This is a genomic window from Streptomyces sp. NPDC059740, assembly GCF_042733155.1.
Classification (GTDB): domain Bacteria; phylum Actinomycetota; class Actinomycetes; order Streptomycetales; family Streptomycetaceae; genus Streptomyces.
This window is the reverse complement of sequence record NZ_JBHWGP010000004.1, coordinates 1-20484: the sequence shown is the minus strand read 5'-3', so window position 1 is coordinate 20484 and position 20484 is coordinate 1. Positions and strand designations below refer to the sequence as shown.

16 protein-coding genes are annotated in these 20484 nt (G+C 74.4%); 3 read left to right on the top strand and 13 right to left on the bottom strand.

From position 1 onward, the window contains the following. Positions 1-2: 2 nt before the first annotated feature. The 10 genes from ACFV3R_RS06540 to ACFV3R_RS06495 form a co-directional block, all read right to left on the bottom strand. Positions 3-2015 (bottom strand): NADH-quinone oxidoreductase subunit L, encoded by a 2013-nt coding sequence (locus tag ACFV3R_RS06540; RefSeq protein ID WP_385576535.1) that lies wholly within the window; start codon positions 2013-2015, stop codon positions 3-5. Further along, on the bottom strand, positions 2012-2485 hold the full coding sequence (nuoK, locus tag ACFV3R_RS06535; RefSeq protein WP_385576532.1) for an NADH-quinone oxidoreductase subunit NuoK: 474 nt from the start codon (positions 2483-2485) through the stop codon (positions 2012-2014). The genes ACFV3R_RS06540 and nuoK overlap by 4 nt, the downstream gene beginning before the upstream one ends. Continuing rightward, entirely contained in the window at positions 2485-3060 is a 576-nt protein-coding gene (locus ACFV3R_RS06530; RefSeq protein ID WP_385577474.1) for an NADH-quinone oxidoreductase subunit J, read from the bottom strand. The genes nuoK and ACFV3R_RS06530 overlap by 1 nt, the downstream gene beginning before the upstream one ends. Before the next feature lie 59 nt (positions 3061-3119). Then, the gene (locus ACFV3R_RS06525) at positions 3120-3794 is read right to left on the bottom strand and encodes a 4Fe-4S binding protein (protein WP_385577471.1); all 675 of its coding nucleotides are present in this window, start codon (positions 3792-3794) and stop codon (positions 3120-3122) included. A gap of 266 nt (positions 3795-4060) precedes the next feature. Then, on the bottom strand, positions 4061-5026 hold the full coding sequence (locus ACFV3R_RS06520; RefSeq protein WP_385577468.1) for an NADH-quinone oxidoreductase subunit H: 966 nt from the start codon (positions 5024-5026) through the stop codon (positions 4061-4063). Continuing rightward, positions 5019-6617, bottom strand: coding sequence for an NADH-quinone oxidoreductase subunit C (locus ACFV3R_RS06515; protein ID WP_385576529.1), 1599 nt, complete (start codon positions 6615-6617; stop codon positions 5019-5021). Before ACFV3R_RS06515 ends, ACFV3R_RS06520 begins: the two co-directional genes overlap by 8 nt. Next, the gene (locus ACFV3R_RS06510; RefSeq protein ID WP_385576526.1) at positions 6614-7276 is read right to left on the bottom strand and encodes an NADH-quinone oxidoreductase subunit B; all 663 of its coding nucleotides are present in this window, start codon (positions 7274-7276) and stop codon (positions 6614-6616) included. Before ACFV3R_RS06510 ends, ACFV3R_RS06515 begins: the two co-directional genes overlap by 4 nt. Then, positions 7267-7668, bottom strand: coding sequence for an NADH-quinone oxidoreductase subunit A (locus tag ACFV3R_RS06505; protein WP_385576523.1), 402 nt, complete (start codon positions 7666-7668; stop codon positions 7267-7269). Before ACFV3R_RS06505 ends, ACFV3R_RS06510 begins: the two co-directional genes overlap by 10 nt. Positions 7669-8108: 440 nt before the next feature. After that, positions 8109-9278 (bottom strand): hypothetical protein, encoded by a 1170-nt coding sequence (locus tag ACFV3R_RS06500; RefSeq protein WP_385576520.1) that lies wholly within the window; start codon positions 9276-9278, stop codon positions 8109-8111. 1757 nt (positions 9279-11035) lie between these two features. Continuing rightward, a complete protein-coding gene (locus ACFV3R_RS06495; RefSeq protein ID WP_385576517.1) occupies positions 11036-12418 on the bottom strand; it encodes an EsaB/YukD family protein in 1383 nt (460 codons plus the stop codon). Positions 12419-12982: 564 nt separating this feature from the next. Between ACFV3R_RS06495 and ACFV3R_RS06490 the strand changes: the two genes are divergently transcribed. The 3 genes from ACFV3R_RS06490 to rarD all read left to right on the top strand — a co-directional run bounded on the left by ACFV3R_RS06490 (position 12983) and on the right by rarD (position 17208). Beyond that, positions 12983-14902, top strand: coding sequence for a 2-oxoacid:acceptor oxidoreductase subunit alpha (locus ACFV3R_RS06490; RefSeq protein WP_385576514.1), 1920 nt, complete (start codon positions 12983-12985; stop codon positions 14900-14902). Further along, the gene (locus ACFV3R_RS06485; protein WP_385576511.1) at positions 14895-15989 is read left to right on the top strand and encodes a 2-oxoacid:ferredoxin oxidoreductase subunit beta; all 1095 of its coding nucleotides are present in this window, start codon (positions 14895-14897) and stop codon (positions 15987-15989) included. The genes ACFV3R_RS06490 and ACFV3R_RS06485 overlap by 8 nt, the downstream gene beginning before the upstream one ends. 211 nt (positions 15990-16200) lie before the next feature. Further along, the gene (gene rarD, locus ACFV3R_RS06480) at positions 16201-17208 is read left to right on the top strand and encodes an EamA family transporter RarD (RefSeq protein ID WP_385576508.1); all 1008 of its coding nucleotides are present in this window, start codon (positions 16201-16203) and stop codon (positions 17206-17208) included. Between the two features lie 43 nt (positions 17209-17251). On the opposite strand, the gene ACFV3R_RS06475 is transcribed toward rarD, so the two are convergent. The 3 genes from ACFV3R_RS06475 to ACFV3R_RS06465 all read right to left on the bottom strand — a co-directional run bounded on the left by ACFV3R_RS06475 (position 17252) and on the right by ACFV3R_RS06465 (position 20023). Further along, the gene (locus ACFV3R_RS06475; RefSeq protein WP_385576505.1) at positions 17252-18334 is read right to left on the bottom strand and encodes an ABC transporter permease; all 1083 of its coding nucleotides are present in this window, start codon (positions 18332-18334) and stop codon (positions 17252-17254) included. Beyond that, positions 18321-19472, bottom strand: coding sequence for an ABC transporter ATP-binding protein (locus tag ACFV3R_RS06470; RefSeq protein WP_385576502.1), 1152 nt, complete (start codon positions 19470-19472; stop codon positions 18321-18323). The genes ACFV3R_RS06475 and ACFV3R_RS06470 overlap by 14 nt, the downstream gene beginning before the upstream one ends. 197 nt (positions 19473-19669) lie before the next feature. Continuing rightward, on the bottom strand, positions 19670-20023 hold the full coding sequence (locus tag ACFV3R_RS06465; protein WP_385576499.1) for an STAS domain-containing protein: 354 nt from the start codon (positions 20021-20023) through the stop codon (positions 19670-19672). Between the last annotated feature and the right edge of the window lie 461 nt (positions 20024-20484).

Sequence of the window (20484 nt, the reverse complement as noted above, 5' to 3'; positions counted from 1 at the left end):
GGTCAGGCTCCCGTGCCCGTGGCGACGAGGACGGCGGCGAGGGCCACGACCAGTGAGCCCGCGACCAGCGCGCCGAGGTAGGTCTGCACGTTGCCGGTCTGGGCCCTGCGCACGGCCCAGCCCAGCAGGCGGGGGGTGCGGGCCGCCCCGGCCACGTAGGTCTCGACGACCTCGCGGTCCAGGAGGCGGACGAGGCGGGCGGCGGCGGTCACCGGCCGCACGAACAGGGTGGTGTACACGGCGTCGAGGTGGAAGCCGACGGCGGCGGGCCGGTGCAGCGGGCCGAGGAGGAGCCGGCCGGGGTCGGCCGGGTCGGGGGCGTCGGCGTTGTCGCCGTAGGCGGGGGCGTGGCTGGCGATGGCCTCCTCCTCGGAGACGGCCGGGGCGGCGTCGGGGTCGGCGGCGACCGCGCCGAGCGGGGTGCGCGCGGCGAGTGCGGTGGTGTGCCGCCAGGCTCCCCAGGTCATCAGGGCGCCGACGAGGGCGACGCCGACACCGAGGACGGAGGTGGTGAGGGTCGGTGTGAGGGAGCGGCCGTCGAACCAGTCGGGCAGGGCGGGGGTGAGCAGGCCGAGCGCCAGGGTCGGCACGAACAGCACCCACAGCACGATGTTCATCAGCAGGGGCTGACGGCCGTGGTCGGGGGCGGGGGTGCCCCGGCCGTGGAAGGCGAGGAGCCAGAGGCGGGTGGCGTAGCCCGCGGTGAGGAGGGCGGTGAGCAGGCCGGCGAGGAGGACGGTCCAGCCGGCGGCGCCGGGGATGCCGTGGGCGTCACCGGTGGCGGCGTGCTCGGCGGCGCCGAGGACAGCCTCCTTGGAGAAGAAGCCGGCGAACGGGGGGATGGCGGCCAGGGCGAGGAGCGCGACCGTCATCGTCCAGTAGGCGTCGGGGATGCGCCGGGCCAGGCCCTCCATGCGGGACATGGCGGCCAGCGAGTTGGTGCCGGCGGCGTGGATGAGGACGCCGGCGCCGAGGAAGAGCAGCGCCTTGAAGGCGCCGTGGGTGAGGAGGTGGAAGACGGCGGCGCCGCGGTCGCCGACGGCGAGGGCGCCGGTCATGTAGCCGAGCTGGCCGACGGTGGAGTACGCCAGGACGCGTTTGACGTCGTCCTGGGCGAGGGCCGCGAGCGCCGAGCCGACCATGGTGAGGGCGGCGACCACGGCCATGACGACGAGCGCGGCGGCGGAGGCGGTGAAGACGGGGAGGAGCCGGGCGATGAGGTAGACGCCGGCGGCGACCATGGTGGCGGCGTGGATGAGCGCCGACACCGGGGTGGGGCCGGCCATGGCGTCGGGCAGCCAGGTGTGGAGCGGGAACTGGGCGGACTTGCCCGCGACGCCGGCGAGCAGCAGCAGCGCGACGAGGGTGGGGTGGTCCAGGCCGTGGTCGGCGACGGACCGCAGGATGCCGCTGATGCGGAACGTCCCGGTGTCCGCGGCGAGGGCGAACAGTCCGAAGAGGAAGGGGACGTCACCCAGCTTGGTGACGAGGAACGCCTTGAGGGAGGCGGTGCGGGCGGCTTCGGTCTCCCAGTAGTGGCCGACGAGGAAGTACGAGCAGATGCCCATGACCTCCCAGCCGACGAGCAGCACGATGAGGTCCCCGGAGTAGACGACGAGCAGCATCGCGGAGGTGAACAGCGAGACGAGCGCGGCGTAGGAGGGGTAGCGGGGGTCGTCCCGCAGGTAGCCGAGCGAGTAGAGCTGCACGCAGGTGGCGACGAGGGCGACGAGGACGGCGACGGGTGCGGCGAACCCGTCGACGTGCAGGGCCAGGTCGATCGGCACGGAGCCGGTGGGGGTGAGCCGGGTGGCGGCGTCCAGCGGCGTGTGTCCGGCCCGCGCTCCGCCTCCGGTGTGGACGGCGACGGTGACCGCGAGGGCGGCTGCCGCCAGCGTCGGCAGTACGGCGAGGGGCCGCACGAAGCCGGGGGCGCGACGTCCGAGGCCGAGTCCGAGGAGGGCGCCGAGGAACGGCAGGAGGGGGACGAGAACGGCGGTGGTCGTGGTGGTCACGCGGTGGCCTCCGCGTCGTCGTCTGGCGAGCCGTGGGGGTGGGCGGCGTCGCGGCGGTGGGCGTCGGCGGCCGTCCGGCGGGCGGACCTGCTCAGCAGGGCTGCCTGGGCGACGGCGTCGGGGCCGGCGTCGGTCTGCTCGGTCCTCGCATCGCCGTGCGGGTCCTCTTCGCGGAGGTCACGGAGACGGTCGACGTCGGCGGTGCCGCGGTTGCGGTGGACGAGCAGGACGACGGCGAGGCCGATGCCGATCTCCGCCGCGGCGATCGCGATGGTGAAGAGGGTGAGGGCCTGTCCGGCGTGGAGGGTGTCGCGGAGCCAGACGTCGAAGGCGACCAGGTTGAGGTTGACGGCGTTGAGCATCAGCTCGACGGACATCAGTACGAGGATCGCGTTGCGGCGGGCCAGCACTCCGTAGACGCCGACGCAGAAGAGCAGGACGGCGAGGACGGCGGGGTAGGCGAGGTGCATCAGCGGGCGTCCTTCTCGTGTCCGGCGGGCGTCTCCCTGCGGCGGGAGAGCACCACGGCACCGACGAGTGCCGCCAGCAGCAGCACGGACAGCGCCTCGAAGGGCAGCACCCAGTGCTGGAAGAGGCTGCGGCCGGTGACGGTGGTCGAGCCCTGCACGGTGCCGACGTCGATCCACGTCGTGCGGAAGGCGTCGACGACCACCCACACCAGGGCGACGGCGCTGAGGACGGCGACGCCGAGCGCGATCCACCGGTTGCCGGAGTCGGCGTCGGGGGACCGGCCAATGGGCGCACGGGTGAGCATCAGCCCGAAGAGCAGCAGGACGACGACCGAACCGACGTAGATCAGGACCTGCACCCAGGCGATGAACTCGGCGGTGAGCAGCAGGTACTCGACGGCGATGCCGCTGAGGGCCACCACCAGCCAGAGCGCCGCGTGGACGAGCTGCTTGGTGGTGACGGTCACGAGGGCGGCGCCGAGGGTCACCAGACCGAACAGGACGAACGCGATCTCGACGCCGCTGGGCGAGAGGAAGCCGTGTGGCGCTCCGGTTCCGTGCAGCGCGGCAGCCATGGCTGTGGCCCCGGTGGGGCCGTCGGCCGACGCGAGGACGCCGTCCGGCAGAGCGGAGATCACGCCTCCTCCTCGGGGCTGTTCGGCTTGGGGGGCCTGGGTCCGTCCGGCTCGGTGGTGTCCGGACCGGGCATCGCGCCGGGTGTCGCGCTGGGCGCCGGGCGGGCGGGGCGGTCCGCCGCCTGGTCTGTCGCCTGGTCGGTCGCCTGGTCGGTGGCGGCCTGCTGGTCGGCTCCGAGGCGGGCCTCGGTGGCGTCCTCGACGGCTCGCTGCACCGCCAGCTTGTCCGCTGCCCGTCGGGCCGCTGCGATCTCCTTGGGCTCCTCGGCCGCGGGGTCGAGCGCAGGCGGCTCGGGCACCGTCCACATCCACTCGCGGAGCTTGTCGCGTTCGTGGGTGAGGTCGCGGATGTCGGTCTCGGCGTACTCGAACTCCGGTGACCAGAACAGGGCGTCGAAGGGGCAGACCTCGATGCAGATACCGCAGTACATGCAGAGCGCGAAGTCGATGGCGAAGCGGTCCAGGACGTTCCGGCTGCGGTCACGGCCGCCGGGGGTGGCCGCCGGGACGGTCTCCTTGTGGGAGTCGATGTAGATGCACCAGTCGGGGCACTCTCGCGCGCAGAGCATGCAGACGGTGCAGTTCTCCTCGAACAGCCCGATGACGCCGCGCGTGCGGGGCGCGAGTTCCGGCTGGGCGTCGGGGTACTGCTCCGTCACGGTGCGCCGGGTCATGGTGCGCAGGGTGACGGCCAGGCCCTTGGCCAACCCGCTGCCGGGGAACCGCGACCGCTTCCGGCCGTCGCCGCTCCCCGCTCCCCCGGCCGCCTGGCCGTGGCCCGCGTGCACGTGACCGACGTGGTCGTGACCGACGTGGTCGTGTCCGGCGGGGGTGTGTCCCGCGGTGTCGGGTCCGGCCTGCTCACGGTCCGGGTGGGTGTGCCCGGTGTGGGGGCGGGCGGGGTGCGCGCCGCTTCGTCCGGGGTTCGGCTCGGGGGCCATCAGGAGATCACCACCTTGACCACGCCGGTGAGCGCGATCTGGGCGAGGGCGAGCGGGATGAGGACCGTCCAGGCGAACTTCTGGAGCTGGTCCTCACGCAGCCGCGGGTAGCTGACCCGCAGCCAGATGACGACGAAGGCCAGGGCCGCCGTCTTGAGCAGCGTCCACAGCCAGCCGATGCCGTCGGCGCCGAACGGCCCGTGCCAGCCGCCCAGGAAGAGCACGCTGGTCAGGGCCGAGAGGACGACGATGCCGGCGTACTCCGACAGCAGGAAGAGGGCGAAGCGCAGACCGGTGTACTCGGTGTAGGCGCCGAAGATGATCTCCGAGTCCGCCACGGGCATGTCGAAGGGCGGCCGCTGCAGTTCGGCGAGACCGGCGGTGAAGAACACCAGGCCGCCGACGATCTGCCACGGCACCCACCACCAGTGGAAGGCGTCCAGGATGCCGGGCAGGGAGAGCGTGCCGGCGGCCATGGCCACCGAGGCCGCGGCGAGCAGCATCGGCAGCTCGTAGGCCATCAGCTGGGCCGCGGTCCTGACGCCGCCGAGCAAGGAGTACTTGTTGGCCGACGCCCACCCCGCCATGAGCGAGCCCAGGACGCCGACGCCCATGACGGCCAGGACGAAGAAGAGTCCGGCGTCCAGGGCCTGGCCGACCTGGTTGCCGGGCCCGACCGGTACGGCGACGAGGACCAGCAGGTAGGGCAGGAGCGCCACCGCGGGTGCCAGCTGGAAGATCCGTCGGTCGGCTCCGGCCGGCACGACGTCTTCCTTCTGGGCGAACTTCACGCCGTCGGCGACGAGCTGCGCCCAGCCGTGGAACCCGCCGGCGTACATGGGGCCGAGCCGGCCCTGCATGTGCGCCATGACCTTGTGCTCGGTCTGCCCGACCACCAGCGGAAGGACGAGGAAACCGACGAAGACGGCGACCAGCCGTACGACGACGTCGAGGACGTCATTCACCTCGTCCACCTCCCCTTCCCCGGTCCGACTCCTGCTCGGGCTCCAGCTCCGACTCAGGCTCGGGCGCCTGCTCGGGCTCGCGCCCCGACTCCCGCTCCGGCTCAGGCCCGGATGCCTGCTCCGGCTCGCGCCCCGACGCCCGCTCCGGCTCAGGCCCGGATGCCTGCTCGGGCTCAGGCCCGGATGCCCGTTCCGGCTCGTGCTCCGACTCCCGTTCCGGTTTCGGCTCGGGCGTGCGCTCGGGTTCCTGCTCGGGCGCCTCCACCGGTTCCCGCGCGGGAGTCTGCTCGGCTTGCGGCTCCGCACCACCCTCGTCGCGGTGCGGCCCGTCCGTCTCCCCCGTCGCCCCCGTCTCCCCGCGCTCGCCGGGCTCGTCGAACGCGGGTCGTGCGTGGTGCCAGGGGGCGTCCGAGGAGCGGGGCGCCGGACGGGCAGGGCGGCCTGGACGGAGCGGCCGTTCGGCTCGGGCGGCGCCGCCGGCTGCCGTCGCACCGGCATCCGGCCCGCGGTCGCCGGGGCGGTCGCCGGTGCGGTCTTCGGTGCGGTCCTCAGGGCGGTCGGTGGCGTGGTCCGCACCGTCCGCCGCGGGCTGCGCCGCGTCCCGGGAGCTCGCGTCCGCACGCGCGTCGGTACCCGCATCGTTCGGCGCCGGGGACGGAACGCCGGCCTCCGCAGCCGAGGCACCGGCGGCTGTCGACGGCGGTGCGGTGCGGTCCGTCGGCGTGGCGCCCGGCGCCGTGGTGGCTGCGGGGCCCTCGGTACCCGTGGTCTCCGGCGTCCCGGTCACACCGCGCTGGCTGGCAGAGCCCGCGCTCGCGCTGCGGTTGCGGCGGACCGGCCGGTCACCGGCCGCGCGCGCCTCAGCCCCGCCCCCGGCGCCGCCGGCGCGGGCCGCGCCCGCCCTGGCACCGCGGGCCGGACGCGCCGGTGCGGGCGGCAGTTGGCCCTTCAGCGGCCCCCACTCGTTGGGGTCGGGCACGCCCGGCGGCAGCATCTGGCGTCGCTTCGTGCCGTGACCGCCGCTTCCGGACTCGCCCGGCTCCTTGGCGCCGGGCCACGCCTTCGCCACCCGGGCCGCGAGAACGAAGTCCTTGCGCAGCGGATGGCCCTCGAACCCCTCGGGGAGCAGCAAGGGCGCCAGGTAGGGGTGGTCGGTGAAGTCGACGCCGAACATCTCGTGCGTCTCCCGCTCGTGCCAGGCGGCACCCGGGTACACCTCGACGGCGGTCGGAAGGGTCGCCGCGTCATGGGGCACGGTCGTCCGGACGAGGAGGCGTCGCACGCCACCGGCCGTCGAGACGTCGGCGAGGTGGGCGCAGATCCGGAAGCCGGTGTCCGGCTCGTCGACCGCGCTCAGCCAGTCGAAGTAGGTGCACCCCAACGTGTCCCGGGCCGTAGTGAGCGCCTCGGTCCAGTTCTCCCGCGGCACGTCGACCGTCAGGAGTGCGTAGCTCTCCTCCGCCACGGCGCCCGCGCCGAAGAGCGCGTCCGCCGGCGCCGGAAGCCAGCCGACGACCGGCGCCGCCGCGGCCTCCTCCCCCGCACCAGCCTTCGCAGCATCCGCAGACGGCTGCTCCTGCTCCCCGCTCACCGGTCTTCCTCCCTGTCCGCACCGGGCCGGTCGGCAGCGGGCGACTCGGCGGAGGCGGGCCGCTCCGGCGGCGCCACCAGGGGGCTGCGCAGCGCGGCGGTCGAGGGCGGCGCCTGGGTGTACCGCTCACCGAGCGACTCGCGGGCGATCTTCTCCTGGAGCTTGAGGATGCCCTGGAGCAGTGCCTCGGGACGCGGCGGGCAACCGGGCACGTAGACGTCGACCGGGATGATCTGGTCGACGCCCTTGGTGACGGCGTAGCTGTCCCAGTAGGGGCCGCCGCAGTTGGAGCAGGCGCCGAAGGAGATGACGTACTTCGGCTCGGGCATCTGCTCGTAGAGCCGCTTGACGGCGGGGGCCATCTTGTCGGTGACGGTCCCGGACACGACCATCAGGTCCGCCTGGCGGGGGCCGGGCGCGAACGGGATCACGCCGAGGCGCATGAAGTCGTGGCGGGCCATGGAGGCGGCGATGAACTCGATGGCGCAGCAGGCCAGCCCGAAGTTGAAGACCCACAGGCTGTACCGGCGGCCCCAGTTCAGGACCACCTTCATCGGTTCGGGGGCCAGGCGGGCCAGCGTGCCCAGGCGGCGCGGTTCCGGGAGGAACTCCGGGCCGCCCGCGGCTGTGCCGGTCTCGGTGGCGCGGCTCACGTCCATTCCAGGACGCCCTTCTTCCATGCGTAGAGCAGACCGACGGCGAGGAAACCGAGGAAGACGAACATCTCCGCCAGCGTGACGCCCCCGAACCCGGGGGCCGCGAAGACCGTCGCCCACGGGAAGAGGAACACCGAGTCGACGGCGAAGATCACGTAGAGGAACGTGTAGACGTAGTAGCGGACCTGGGTGTGTGCCCAGTCCCCACCCACGGGGTCGACCCCGCACTCGTACGTCAGCAGTTTCTCGAACGTGGGGACCACGGGGCGCATGAGGCGCCCGGCGGCGAAGGCCACCGCCACGAAGAGCACGCCGACCACGGCGAGCAGTCCGACGACCGAGTAGCTCTGGTAGTAGTCCGCGGCACCGACGGTGCGCACGGTCGCGTCCGTCACGTCCGCCCCTCGCTCCCTGCCTGCTGGTCTCCGACTGGTGTCTGTGCCCGGCGCCGGTGGCCGCTCGCGCGCGTGCGGGCCGAGGCCCGGTTCGGACACAGTAAAGACGGAGTCTAGGCCCTGCCCTCACTCGGCCAAGCAGCCCCCGGGGTGGGTGACGGGGCGACGGCCGGCCGACCGGATGTCCGGCGGGACACCCGACTCCCTGGCCGAACCATGTCAGACCGTCCGCTCCCTGGGCCGCGCGTCCCGCATGGCGGACGGTTTCTTCTCATTTCCGGCCCCGGGAGGCTCCTCCGGCCCCGGGAGGCGAGTCCGGCCCCGGGAGGCGTGTCCGGCCCCGTGAGGCTTCTCCGCCTTCCCCAGGGGCCCGTTCGCCCCCTAGCGGCCCGCTGCCCGGCCGGGGCTCCTCTTGGGTCCGGCCAGGCAGCGGGGAGCGGCTACCACAGCGACGCGCCGGGGCCCTGCGGTGGCAGTCCGACGGATGAGCTGCCCGGGGAAGCGGGGTGGATGCCCGGGGCCGGGGACTGGGCTCCGGGTGCGGGTGGGGCGGCAGGGGCCTGGGGGAACCCGTGGTCCGCGGGGTGGGGGGAGCCGTACGGGTCGCCGAGGGGCGGTCGGCCGGCCGGTAGGTGAGCGGCCGGGGCGGCGCCCTGTTGCTGCCCTCCCTGACGGCGGGCGGCACGGTCCATGACCTCGGCGGCGATCCGGGTGGCGGCGCGCGCGGTCCGTTCGCCCAGCAGCTCGGTGCGGATGGCACCACCGGCGGCGAGGTGACGGTCGTAGGGCAGCGACAGGACGGTGACGCCGCCCGCCGCCAGCATCTCGGTGGCCTTGCGGACGTCGACACCGGCGATGGGGGCGGTGCGGACCAGCACCACCACCGTGGTCGGCAGCAGCCGCTTGTGGAGGCCCCCCATCCACTCCAGGACCGAGCGGGTCGAGGCGATCCCCTCGGGCGTGGCGGGGACGGCCAGCACCCTGGCCTGGGTGGTGACCAGCGCGGTCCTCGCCACCTCGGCGGGCAGCGTCTCGCAGTCCACGACGGTGGCGGCGAAGTAGCGGCGCAGCGAGGTCACCACGACCCGGTAGGTCTCCAGGTCGAGCATCGTGCCGACCGAGCCCTGGCTGCCCGGCAGCAGCCAGCCGCCGCCGGTGAACGGTGAGAGGTAGCCGGTGAGGTCGGTGATCCTCATGCCGGGGTCGACGATGCGGGCGAGGTCGGACGTCGACCAGCGCACCTCGCGGGTGCCGAGGCGGTGCGGCAGGGTGCCGAGCGCGGGGTCCGCCTCCAGGGCCAGCACCGGGTCGCTGCGGTAGTGCGCGTAGGTCAGCGAGAGCAGCGCGGCGAGCGTGGTCTTGCCGGCGCCGCCGCGGATGCTGGTGACCGCGATCTGGCGTCCGGTCGTCACCGGCTGCTGGATGGACTGCGCCAGCCGTTCGGCGATCCCGGTGTCCTGGGCCGCCGACGAGGCGAGCAGCCGGCGCACCACCCTCCCGGCCCGGCGCACCGCGGTCTCCCCGTGCCGAGGCCGCCGGGCGTCGACGAGTTCGGGGGCCAGCACCGGTACCGACACGGGCGTGGGCGAGCCGACCAGCGGGACCGACATACGGCGCAACGGGGCGGCCTGCTGCGGCGGGACAGGCGCCGAGGGAGCGCCCTGGGACGACGACGGCGCCGGGTGGGGGGCGGGGGCCGGACGGGGGGCGGATGCCGGTGGGGCGCTCTGCGCCGGCGGCGTGGACGTCGGAGCACTCTGCGCGGGAGGCCCGGGCCGCAGGTCAGCCGAGTACGGCGCGCCCTGCGTCTGCCCCGCACCGTGCGCCGGCTCAGCGCCCTGCACCTGCGGCGCGCCCTGCGCCTGCGGAACACCTGGCGTGGCGGAGGAGGGGGGTGACTGCTGCGGCACGGACGGCGCCTGCTGCGCTCCCGAGGGGGAGGACGGCTGCGGCGGGGAGGACGGCATGCCGGGCGCTCCTGTGACGGGCGCGGGTCGAGCGCCGGCGGCGGTGGCGGAAGGGCTCTCGTCCCAGCGAGAGGTGTCTCCCCCGTCCCAGGAAGAGGTGTCGCCCTCGCCCCAAGGAGACGCCTCCTCGACGCGCGGCACGGCCGCGGTCGGAACCGTGCCGTCGGCCTCCGCCTCAGCCTCCCCGTTCATCTCCGTCTCCGTCTCCGCCTCAGCTTCCACCTCTGTCTCCGTGGTCGCGCCCTGACCGGGAAGCGGTGCGGCCTCGCCCGCCGGTTCAGCGTCCCGCCAGGGCAGCCCCGGCTCGGGCGCCTGGGCGAGGGGGGCCGGAGCCTCCGCGGGCAGCGCGCCACCCGTCGCAACGGGAACGGTCTCCTCCGGCGGCGGCTGCGCGGCCGAGCTGTACGAGTCGGACGAGACGGACGAGTCGGAGGACGCGGACGAGTCGGAGGACGCGGACGAGGCAGAAGAGGCAGAGGAAGCGGACGAGTCGGGCGAGGCCGGCGGGACGGGTGAGGGACCGGAAGGCTGGTCGAGGACGCGTCCCGGGTCGGGAAAGGCCGGACGGGCCCACGGGTCGGGCTCCTCGGCGGAGGGCGCGGAGTCGGGGACGGGCTCCTCGGCCGCGGCCGTGCCGGCGGACCCGGGGACCGGTGCGGAGCCGGGCGTGGACTTGTCGAGTGTGACCGCAGGCGCCGGCGCGGGGACCTCCTCGTCCGACGCGTCCGGAGAGGACACAGCGTCCGAGGAGTCCCACGCACCCGCTGCACCCGGGGAACCCACGGAGCCGGACGGCGACGGCACACGCTTCTCCAACGTGACCGCCGGCTCCGGCTCCGGTGAGCGCTTCTCCAACGTGACCGCCGGCTCCGGCTCCGGTGGGTGCTTCTCCAACGTGACGGGCGGCCTCGCCCCGGACGCGTCGGTGTCCGCCTGCTGGGGGCCGGCCCCCACTGCCAAGTCCTCCCCGATCGCCGGACCTCCGGAACTCACCGGACCTCCGGAACTCGCCGACCCCACCGAACCCACCGAATCCACCGCACCCTTCGCGCCGTGCACACCCGCCGCACTCTCCACACCACCTGACGTCACCGCCGCAGCCGCAGCCGGAGCTGCGGACACAGCCGAAGCCGTAGCCGGTACCGAAGCCCCAGCCGTAGCCGAGGGCTGCGCACCGTCCTCCTGCGAGGCCGAAGCGCCGTCTGCCACCACGCTCCGCGCGGTCGCTGCGGTTTCCTGCTCCCCGCCGCGGCCGTCTCCGTGGTCGTCGCGGACCACCTCGGCAGCCCCAGGGGGCCCGGCTGACTCCGTCGCCATGATTCCGCACCGTCCTTCCGGGCTCGGTTCCGGCTCCGGTGCCGGGGTGTCCACCAGGTTCCGGTTCTCAAAGGTTCCGGTTCTCAGAGGAGATGTGCCAGACCTTCGTACACCCCGAGCGCGCCCAGGGTGACGAGCACCAGCGCGGCGAGGCCGGCGATCTCCAGGAGGTCCACCAGCCGCGCCCACCACTGCCGTACGGCGGGCGGCAGGCCCACCGCGCAGAGCACGGGCGGCAGCAGGGCCAGCGCCGCCAGGAGGACCAGGCCGCCCGCGGGAGCGCCCGAGGAGGCCCAGGCCAGCGCGAGGCGCACCGCCACCACGGTCGCCGCGCCGCCCAGTGCGAGAACCTCGACGGTCAGCGGGTAGGCCCGGGTCCGGGCCCACAGGACCACGCACAGCGAGGCGGCACCCAGCGGACCCCACACGCCGGCCGGGCCGTGTCCGCCGGCGTGGGCGGCCAGGAACCCGGCGGCGCCGGTGGCGACCGCCACGACCACGGTGGCGGGCGCCAGCCCGCGGTGGGTGGCTGCCAGGGCCGTGGCCACGCGCAGCCGGCTGACCGGGGCGGCGGCGGAGCGGCGGTCGTCCAGCCCGGTCAGTCCGGCGGTGACCAGCGCCAGGCGGGGCAGCTGGCCGAGACCGAGCGCCGTCACCAGGCCTGCCAGGACAGCTGCCCGGTCGGGGCTGGTGACGGCCAGGCACACCTCCCAGAGGCCGGCCGCCGCCAGCAGCGCGACGGCGGCGGCACGCCCCCCGGCGCCCGCCTCGGTGCACCGGTCCAGCAGCGCCGCCACCAGGGCGAGGACCACGGCCGCGGCGGCGAGCCGCAGCGGGAGGTGCGTGGTGCTCTCCCAGGCGGCCAGCGCTCCCGTGGCACCGCCGAACGCCATGGCCGTCACGCCGGGTCGGCGGTGGCCGAGCCGGGCAGCGCCGATGCCGACGGCGACGGCCGGCACCGCGAGCACGCCGAGGCCCACCGCTGCGGGCCCCCGGCCGTACCAGAGCACCGCGCACCCGCCCGCGAACAGGGCGAGCAGGACGGCCGCGACGCCCGCCGACCAGTTCCGCGCCCGCTCACCCCAGCGCCAGGCGCCCAGACCGTCGTCCTCCGCCCCGGTGCCGTCCGGGGCGTCGCCCGTGGTGCGGCCGGCGGCCGGCGGCGGGCCGCCGGTGGCCGGCTGCTCGGCAACGAGGTGCAGCACGGCGCCGTCCACGACGCCTGCCGAGGCCAGCGACTGGGTGGCGGGCAGCACGGTGCCGTCCGCGGTCAGTACGCGGTACGGAGGATCGGTCGGGGCCTGCGGCGCGGCCACGGCGAGAAGGACGCCGGGCAGCAGCTCGCCGAGGGGTTCCGTGGCGGGCAACAACGAGGCGAAGCGCCGGCCGTCGGCGACCAGCGTCACTCGGCTCAGCGCGGTCCGCCGTTCGCCGACCACCGCGGCACCTTCCGTTCCCACCGCCATGACCCCTCCCCCGCACCGCCGTTCCTTCGGCGGCAACAGGGTACGGGGCCGAGGCGGAACCCGGGGTACCGGTGTCCGGAGCGCACCGCTGCCCAGCCCCTCGACGCCGCCCGGTACGGGACCGCCTGACGCCCCGCCACCTCGCGTGCACCACGGCCCCCAGGGGTCGGGGGGCGGGCCCGGCGGCGGCGCGGGCCTGCCGCGGCGCGGAACCGGACACGAGGTGCGCGCCGCGAGGAACCGGAGCCAGCCCCTCCCGTACCACCCCGCACCGGGCCGCATGTGTTCCTCAGCACACCCCGTGAAGGGCGGGACACACGGAAGCCGAGTTCAGGGAGGGGAGGGGGTGGCGCAAGCCGACCCTCTCAGGGCACCCGAAAAGCGGGCATATCGGTATGAACAAGTATCGTTTTCCGTCTCACCCGGGGGACCACCTTGTGGGCACCCCCGGGATAGGCAAGCCTTACCCCCGTACCATGGCGGTTGGACAACCGGTCGGTACGACGGTCCCGAGCCGCCCTGCCTCCGGCGGGGACACCCCAGCCTCAAGGGAGGTCCGAAGCAGTGACCAGCCAGGTCAGCAGCGCGACCGAGCACGTCGAGAGTCCGGCCGCGCCGGCCGCGGGCGAGAAGCAGGTCCGCAGCCTCGATCGCGTCGTCATCCGGTTCGCAGGCGACTCCGGCGACGGTATGCAGCTCACGGGCGACCGGTTCACCTCGGAGACGGCGTCCTTCGGCAACGACCTGTCGACGTTGCCGAACTTCCCCGCCGAGATCCGCGCACCCGCCGGCACGCTGCCCGGCGTGTCGTCCTTCCAGCTGCACTTCGCCGACCACGACATCCTCACCCCCGGTGACGCCCCGGACGTACTGGTCGCCATGAACCCGGCCGCGCTGAAGGCGAACCTCGCGGACGTGCCGCGGGGCGCGGAGATCATCGTCAACACCGACGAGTTCACCAAGCGCCCCATGGCAAAGGTCGGTTACACCACCTCGCCGCTGGAGGACGGTTCCCTCGACGGGTACAGCGTCCACCCGGTGCCGCTGACGACGCTGACCATCGAGGCGCTCGCCGGCTTCGGCCTCTCCCGCAAGGAGGCCGAGCGGAGCAAGAACATGTTCGCGCTCGGGCTGCTGTCGTGGATGTACCACCGCCCCACCGAGGGCACCGAGTCCTTCCTGCGGTCGAAGTTCGCCAAGAAGCCGCAGATCGCCGAGGCGAACATCGCGGCGTTCCGCGCCGGCTGGAACTTCGGGGAGACCACGGAGGACTTCGCGGTCTCCTACCAGGTGGCGCCCGCCGCGCAGGCGTTCCCGACGGGCACCTACCGCAACATCTCCGGCAACCTGGCGCTCGCCTACGGCCTGATCGCCGCCGCCGAGCAGGCCGACCTGCCGCTGTACCTGGGCTCGTACCCGATCACCCCGGCCTCCGACATCCTGCACGAGCTCTCCAAGCACAAGAACTTCGGCGTCCGCAGCTTCCAGGCGGAGGACGAGATCGCGGGCATCGGTGCGGCGCTCGGCGCGGCCTTCGGCGGTTCGCTGGCCGTGACCACCACCTCCGGGCCCGGCGTGGCGCTGAAGTCGGAGACCATCGGCCTGGCGGTGTCGCTGGAACTGCCGCTGCTCGTCGTGGACATCCAGCGTGGCGGCCCGTCCACCGGTCTGCCCACCAAGACCGAGCAGGCCGATCTGCTGCAGGCGATGTACGGCCGCAACGGTGAGGCGCCGGTGCCGATCGTCGCGCCGCGCACCCCGGCGGACTGCTTCGACGCGGCCCTGGACGCGGCGCGCATCGCGTTGACCTACCGCACCCCGGTCTTCCTGCTCTCCGACGGCTACCTGGCCAACGGCTCCGAGCCGTGGCGCGTCCCGGAGGTCGAGGAGCTGCCGGACCTGAAGGTGCCGTTCGCCACCGGCACCAACCACGAACTCGCCGACGGCACCGAGGTGTTCTGGCCGTACAAGCGGGACCCCGAGACGCTGGCACGGCCCTGGGCGGTGCCCGGCACGCCGGGTCTGGAGCACCGCATCGGCGGCATCGAGAAGCAGGACGGCACGGGCAACATCTCCTACGACCCGGCCAACCACGACTTCATGGTCCGCACCCGTCAGGCCAAGGTCGACGGCATCACGGTGCCGGACGTCGAGGTGGACGACCCCGAGGGCGCGGCGCGGGTCCTGGTGCTCGGCTGGGGCTCGACCTACGGGCCGATCACGGCCGCGGTGCGGCGGGTGCGGGCCGGCGGCGACCACGTCGCCCAGGCCCACCTGCGCCACCTCAACCCCTTCCCCGCCAACCTCGCCTCGGTGCTGGCCGGTTACGAGAAGGTGATCGTGCCGGAGATGAACCTGGGCCAGCTCGCCACCCTCATCCGCGCCCGCTACCTCGTCGACGCCCGCTCCCACACGCAGGTCAGCGGCATGCCGTTCAAGGCCGAAGCGCTGGCGGCGGTCCTTAAGGAGGCCATCGATGACTGAGACGCTCCCCCAGAGCCCGGCGGGGCTGCCGGCGCTGTCGCTGGTGCCCAAGGCCGAGGGCAAGCAGTCGATGAAGGACTTCAAGTCCGACCAGGAGGTGCGCTGGTGCCCCGGGTGCGGGGACTACGCCGTCCTGGCCGCCGTGCAGGGCTTCATGCCGGAGCTGGGGCTGGCGAAGGAGAACATCGTCTTCGTCTCCGGCATCGGCTGCTCCTCCCGCTTCCCGTACTACATGAACACCTACGGGATGCACTCCATCCACGGCCGCGCCCCGGCCATCGCGACGGGGCTGGCCACCTCGCGCCGCGACCTGTCGGTGTGGGTGGTCACCGGTGACGGCGACGCGCTGTCCATCGGCGGCAACCACCTCATCCACGCCCTGCGGCGCAACGTCAACCTCAAGATACTGCTGTTCAACAACCGGATCTACGGGCTGACCAAGGGCCAGTACTCGCCGACCTCCGAGGTCGGCAAGATCACCAAGTCGACGCCGATGGGGTCGCTGGACGCCCCGTTCAACCCGGTGTCGCTGGCGCTGGGCGCGGAGGCGGGCTTCGTGGCCCGCACCGTCGACTCCGACCGCAAGCACCTCACCGAGGTGCTGCGGCAGGCCGCCGCCCACCCGGGCACGGCGCTGGTGGAGATCTACCAGAACTGCAACATCTTCAACGACGGCGCGTTCGAGGTGCTCAAGGACAAGGACCAGGCCCAGGAGGCCGTGATCCGCCTCGAACACGGGCAGCCCATCCGCTTCGGCTCCCTGGACGAGACGGGCCAGGGCACCAAGGGCGTGGTCCGCGACCCGGGCACCGGCGACCTGCACGTGGTGGAGGTGACCGAGCGCAACGCGGCGGACGTCCTCGTCCACGACGCGCACGCCACCAGCCCCACCACCGCCTTCGCCCTCTCCCGCCTGGCGGACGCCGACACCCTGCACCACACCCCGATCGGTGTGCTGCGCAACGTCGAGCGGCCCGTCTACGACACCCTCATGGCGGAGCAGCTGGAGAGCGCCGTGGAGCAGAAGGGCAAGGGCGACCTCGCCGCCCTGCTGGCCGGCAACGACACCTGGACGGTCGTCGGCTGACGCCGGGGACACCCGTGTCCACCTGCCGGGGCCCGTCACGGACGGGTCCCGGCAGTGGTGTGTCCGGGGAGGTGGCACCCTCCGACCGGTCAGGACCGTAACCGGTATTGGGCATGACAGGCGGCTGGGGCGGCGCTACCGTCGTGCCGGGGCGGTCCGTCGTCCCGCCGCCGTCCCGCCGTCCTCCCGACGGCCGCCGCCTGGAGTGCCCATGCCCCACCGGACCGAGCAGCGCACCGGCTTCCTCTTCGGCGTCCTCGCCTACACCATATGGGGGTTGCTGCCCCTGTACTGGCACCTGCTGGACTCCTCCTCGCCCGCGGAGATCCTGGCCCACCGCATGGTCTGGTCCCTGCCGGTGGCCGCGGTGGTGCTGGCGGCGCTGCGGCGCGGGGCGTGGCTGGGGCCGCTGCTGCGCGCGCCCCGCCGCGCCGCCCTGGTGCTGGTGGCCGCCGCGACGATCTCCGTCAACTGGTACCTCTACATCTGGGCGGTCAATTCCGGCCATGTGCTCGAGGCGTCCATGGGGTACTTCATCAACCCGCTGGTGAGCATCGCCTTCGGGGTGGTGTTCCTGCGCGAGCGGCTGCGGCCCGCGCAGTGGGCGGCGGTGGCGGCCGGGGCCGCGGCGGTCGTGGTGCTGGCCGTGGCGTACGGCCGGGTCCCGTGGGTGGCGCTGGGGCTCGCCCTCACCTTCGCCACCTACGGGCTGGTCAAGAAGTGGGTGCGGCTGGACGGGGTGGAGAGCTTCGGCGCGGAGACCGCGATCCAGTTCCTGCCGGCGCTGGTCTTCCTGCTGGTACTGGGGGCCCACGGCCAGAGCGACTTCGTCTCCGGGGGCGTCGGGCAGGCCGTCCTGCTGGCCGCGGCGGGGCTTGCGACCGCGATCCCGCTGATCTGCTTCGGGCTGTCCGCGGTCCGGCTGCCGCTCACGGCCATCGGGATGCTCCAGTACCTGGCGCCGACGTTCCAGTTCGTCCTGGGCCTGGTGGCCTTCCACGAGGCGATGCCGGCCGAGCGGTGGGCCGGGTTCGCGCTGGTGTGGCTGGCCGTGGCCATCCTGACCTGGGACGCGGTGCGCACCTCCCGCAACGGCCGGCGCGCGGTGGCGGCGGCCCGGCTCAGGGCGGCGGAGGCCGCCGCCGGGGGCGAGCCGGCGGCCCGGGACGCGGAACCGGTGCAACCGGCGGGGCCGCCGACCGCGGACACCAGCCCCTGACCACCCACCGGCGGTCCGCCCGTCTCTCCCCGCCGCCCGTCCGTCAGTCCGTCACGTCCCTGCCGGTGAAGTGGGCCCAGGCCGCCGAGGCGAAGACGCCCGCGTAGACGGCCTGGAGGCCCAGGTTGCGGTAGAGGTCGTCCCAGTAGACGGGCGCGCGCAGGAGGTCGGCGAAGGACAGCCAGTAGTGGGGGAAGAAGTAGGGCTGGACGGCGTGCAGCTGCGGCACGGTGTCCAGGATCTGGACGGTGATCACCAGGCCGACGGTGGTCGCCATCGCCGCGACCCCGCTGCTGGTCAGGGTGGAGACGAACAGGCCCAGCGCCGCCACGCCGACCAGGGAGGCGGCCACCACGCCGGCCACCGCCGCCGCCCGCAGCAGGCCCGCGCCGAAGGAGACGGTCGTCCCGGACAGCAGCGTGGTGGGCCCCGTCGGGAAGAGCAGCGCGCCCACGGCCAGCGCCACCACGGCCACCACCACCGTGGCGGCCAGGCAGAACGCCAGGCTCGTCAGGTACTTGACCGCCAGCAGCCGCACCCGGCCGGCCGGTGCCACCAGCAGGTAGCGCAAGGTGCCGGTCCCCGCCTCGCCCGCGACCGAGTCCCCCGCGACGACCGCCACCGCCAGCGGCAGGAAGACCGGCAGGGTCGCGGCCAGCGAGGCGAACACCAGGAACAGGCCGTTGCCGGCGATCTCGCCGAAGAAGGCCGGGCCGGCGCCGCCACCGCCTCGGGCGCGTCCCCCGGTCTCCACCCGCACCGCGGTCCCGACCAGCACCGGCACCGCGGCCAGTACCGCCAGCAGGACGAGGGTGCGCCGCCGCCGGAAGGTGGTGGTGATCTCGTTGCGCAGCAGGCCCAGGGACCAGCGTCGCCGCACCGGCCGCTCCGGGGCGGCGAGCCGGACGGTGCCGGTCCTCCCGAGGGACCGGCGGCGTCCTGCGGCGGACGGCCGGGGCGGCCGGGGCAGCGGACCCGCGGCACCGGCGGCCGGCTGAGCCGGCAGGTCCGCTTCGGCGGACGGCTGGGGGACACCCTCGGCTGCCGGGTAGGCGGCGTCGGGTCCGTGCCCGGCGGCCGGCACGGTGTGCCCGCTCCGGGTGTCGGGGTGCTCAGTCGGCGACATCGAATCCCTCTCCGGTCAGCTCCACGAAGACCTCCTCCAGCGAGGCGCGTTCGGTGCCGAAGGCCCGTACCCGCACCCCCGCGGCGACGAGGGCGGCGTTGAGCTCGGCGACGTCGCTCCCCGCCGGTCCCCCGGCCGGCGCGGCGCCCCCGGGCCCGCCGGGGCCCTGCACCGGCACCGGCACCGGCACGGCATGCGTACCGACGGGCCCGGTGGCCCCGGTGGCGCATCCCCCTGCCGCGGTGGACGTCACGGCGGTGGACGTCACGGCGGGGCGGGTCATCGCGGGCGGCAGCGTGCCCAGTACCCGGCCGGCCGTCACGGTGAGGCCGGTGACGCCGTGGGCCGTCAGGACCCGGGCGGCCTCGGCGGTGTCAGGAGTGCTCACGCTCACCCGACCGCCCGAGGCGGCGAACAGCGCCTCCACCGGGCCGTGGGCGACCAGCCGTCCCCGGGCCATCACCGCGGCGTGGGTGCAGACCTGCTCCACCTCGTCCAGGAGGTGGGAGGAGAGGAAGACGGTCGTCCCGTCGGCGGCGAGCTCCCGCACCAGGCCCCGGATCTCCCGCATGCCCTGCGGGTCGAGGCCGTTGGTCGGCTCGTCCAGTACCAGGAGTTCGCGGGGGCGCAGCAGCGCCGCGGCCAGCCCCAGCCGCTGGCGCATGCCCAGGGAGTAGGTGCGGGTGCGGCGCCGGGCGACCGGGGCCAGTCCGACGCGGTCCAGGGCGGCTTCGACCCGGCGGCGGCGGGTGGCGGGGTCGGCGGTGGGGTCGGCGGCGTCCAGGCGCAGCAGGTTGTCGCGCCCGCTGAGGAACCCGTACTGGCCGGGCCCCTCGATGAGTGCGCCGACGCGGGGCAGTACCTCGCGCGCCGCCCCGGGCATGGCCGCGCCCAGCAGCCGGGCCCGGCCGGCCGTCGGGGCGACCAGCCCCAGCAGCATGCGGATGGTGGTGGTCTTGCCGGAGCCGTTGGGGCCCAGGAAGCCGTAGACGCTGCCGCGGGGCACGGACAGGTCGAGGGTGTCGACGGCCGGGCGGCCCCGGCCGTACGTCTTCGTCAGCCCGCGGGTCTCGATGACGGACGGCTCGTGTGGCGGCGCCCCGCCCTGGGGCCGCTCGATCACGGACTGCTCGGTCATCGGCATCGCTCCCCAGTGCGCCGCGCGGGCGCGCTCGCGGTGGTGTGCGCGGTCAGTGTCCCGCGGGGCGGCGCCGGGTGGGAGACGCCACTCCGGGGCGTCGGCCCTCCGGGCGCCGGCGGTCCGGACGCCGGGGGCTCGGGTGCTCCCGTCCCGGGCCGTCGCGACGGTGGGCCGTGTGGCGTCCCGGTGGTGCCTCAGGCGGAGGGGGCCGGCGCGTCGGAACGGGCCGCCGGGCCGCGGGTCAGGAGCGCTTCGAGGCCGGTGAGGACGAGGAGGCGGCGCAGTCGCCCGGGGACCTCGGTGAGGGTCAGCGAGCCGCCGGCCTCGCGCGCCCAGCGGTGGACGTCGAGGAAGGCACTCAGCCCGGAGGAGTCGCAGAAGGTGACCCCGGCGACGTCCACCCTCAGGTGCGTACGTCCGCCGGTGAGCACTTCCGCCGCCGCCCGCCTCACGTGGCGTGCCGTGTCGAGGTCGAGTTCTCCTGTCACGGTCAGCTCCACCGGGTCCCGGCGGGGCTCGCGGACGGTGACGTCGAAGGTGGGCAGCACGCGGTCGTCGCTTTCTGGACGGCCAGGACCTGGCGTCGGACGGGGGAGCCGGGGCGGGCGCGGACGCGGGCGGACCGCCCCACCGCTCATGATCACCCCGGGCGCTACGACCTTAGCCTGAAAACGCTACATAGGCCGCATAAACGTCCTGTCGGCGCGAGGCGTCCCGAACGGAGAAAAGACCGCGCAGCACGGATGGTTCCGCAAGAAAAGCGGTATAAGGGCTGGTTCTCTGAGGAACCGTCCACCGCTGTCCGCGGGCCGCCCGAGGGGCCCGAGGACGGCGCGGTACGGCCCGGAGCCGCGCAGGCACTCCCCTACCGCGCTGCCCGGCCTGCCACGGTCCCGGCCGGACCTGCCGGGCGGCGACGGCCGGCCCCCACACCCGCTACCGCGGTCTGGACGTCTACGGCGCACCGCCCTCCTCCTCCGGCGGCACCAGCGTCGCCGAGGCGCTCAAC

Coding starts and splice junctions, on each gene's coding strand:
- nuoK (WP_385576532.1), bottom strand. CDS start 2,485: ATGCACCTCGCCTACCCCGCCGTCCTCGCCGTCCTGCTCTTCTGCGTC.
- ACFV3R_RS06530 (WP_385577474.1), bottom strand. CDS start 3,060: ATGGCTGCCGCGCTGCACGGAACCGGAGCGCCACACGGCTTCCTCTCG.
- ACFV3R_RS06525 (WP_385577471.1), bottom strand. CDS start 3,794: ATGACCCGGCGCACCGTGACGGAGCAGTACCCCGACGCCCAGCCGGAA.
- ACFV3R_RS06510 (WP_385576526.1), bottom strand. CDS start 7,276: ATGGACGTGAGCCGCGCCACCGAGACCGGCACAGCCGCGGGCGGCCCG.
- ACFV3R_RS06500 (WP_385576520.1), bottom strand. CDS start 9,278: ATGTCGGTCCCGCTGGTCGGCTCGCCCACGCCCGTGTCGGTACCGGTG.
- ACFV3R_RS06495 (WP_385576517.1), bottom strand. CDS start 12,418: ATGGCGGTGGGAACGGAAGGTGCCGCGGTGGTCGGCGAACGGCGGACC.
- ACFV3R_RS06485 (WP_385576511.1), top strand. CDS start 14,895: ATGACTGAGACGCTCCCCCAGAGCCCGGCGGGGCTGCCGGCGCTGTCG.
- rarD (WP_385576508.1), top strand. CDS start 16,201: ATGCCCCACCGGACCGAGCAGCGCACCGGCTTCCTCTTCGGCGTCCTC.
- ACFV3R_RS06475 (WP_385576505.1), bottom strand. CDS start 18,334: ATGTCGCCGACTGAGCACCCCGACACCCGGAGCGGGCACACCGTGCCG.
- ACFV3R_RS06470 (WP_385576502.1), bottom strand. CDS start 19,472: ATGACCGAGCAGTCCGTGATCGAGCGGCCCCAGGGCGGGGCGCCGCCA.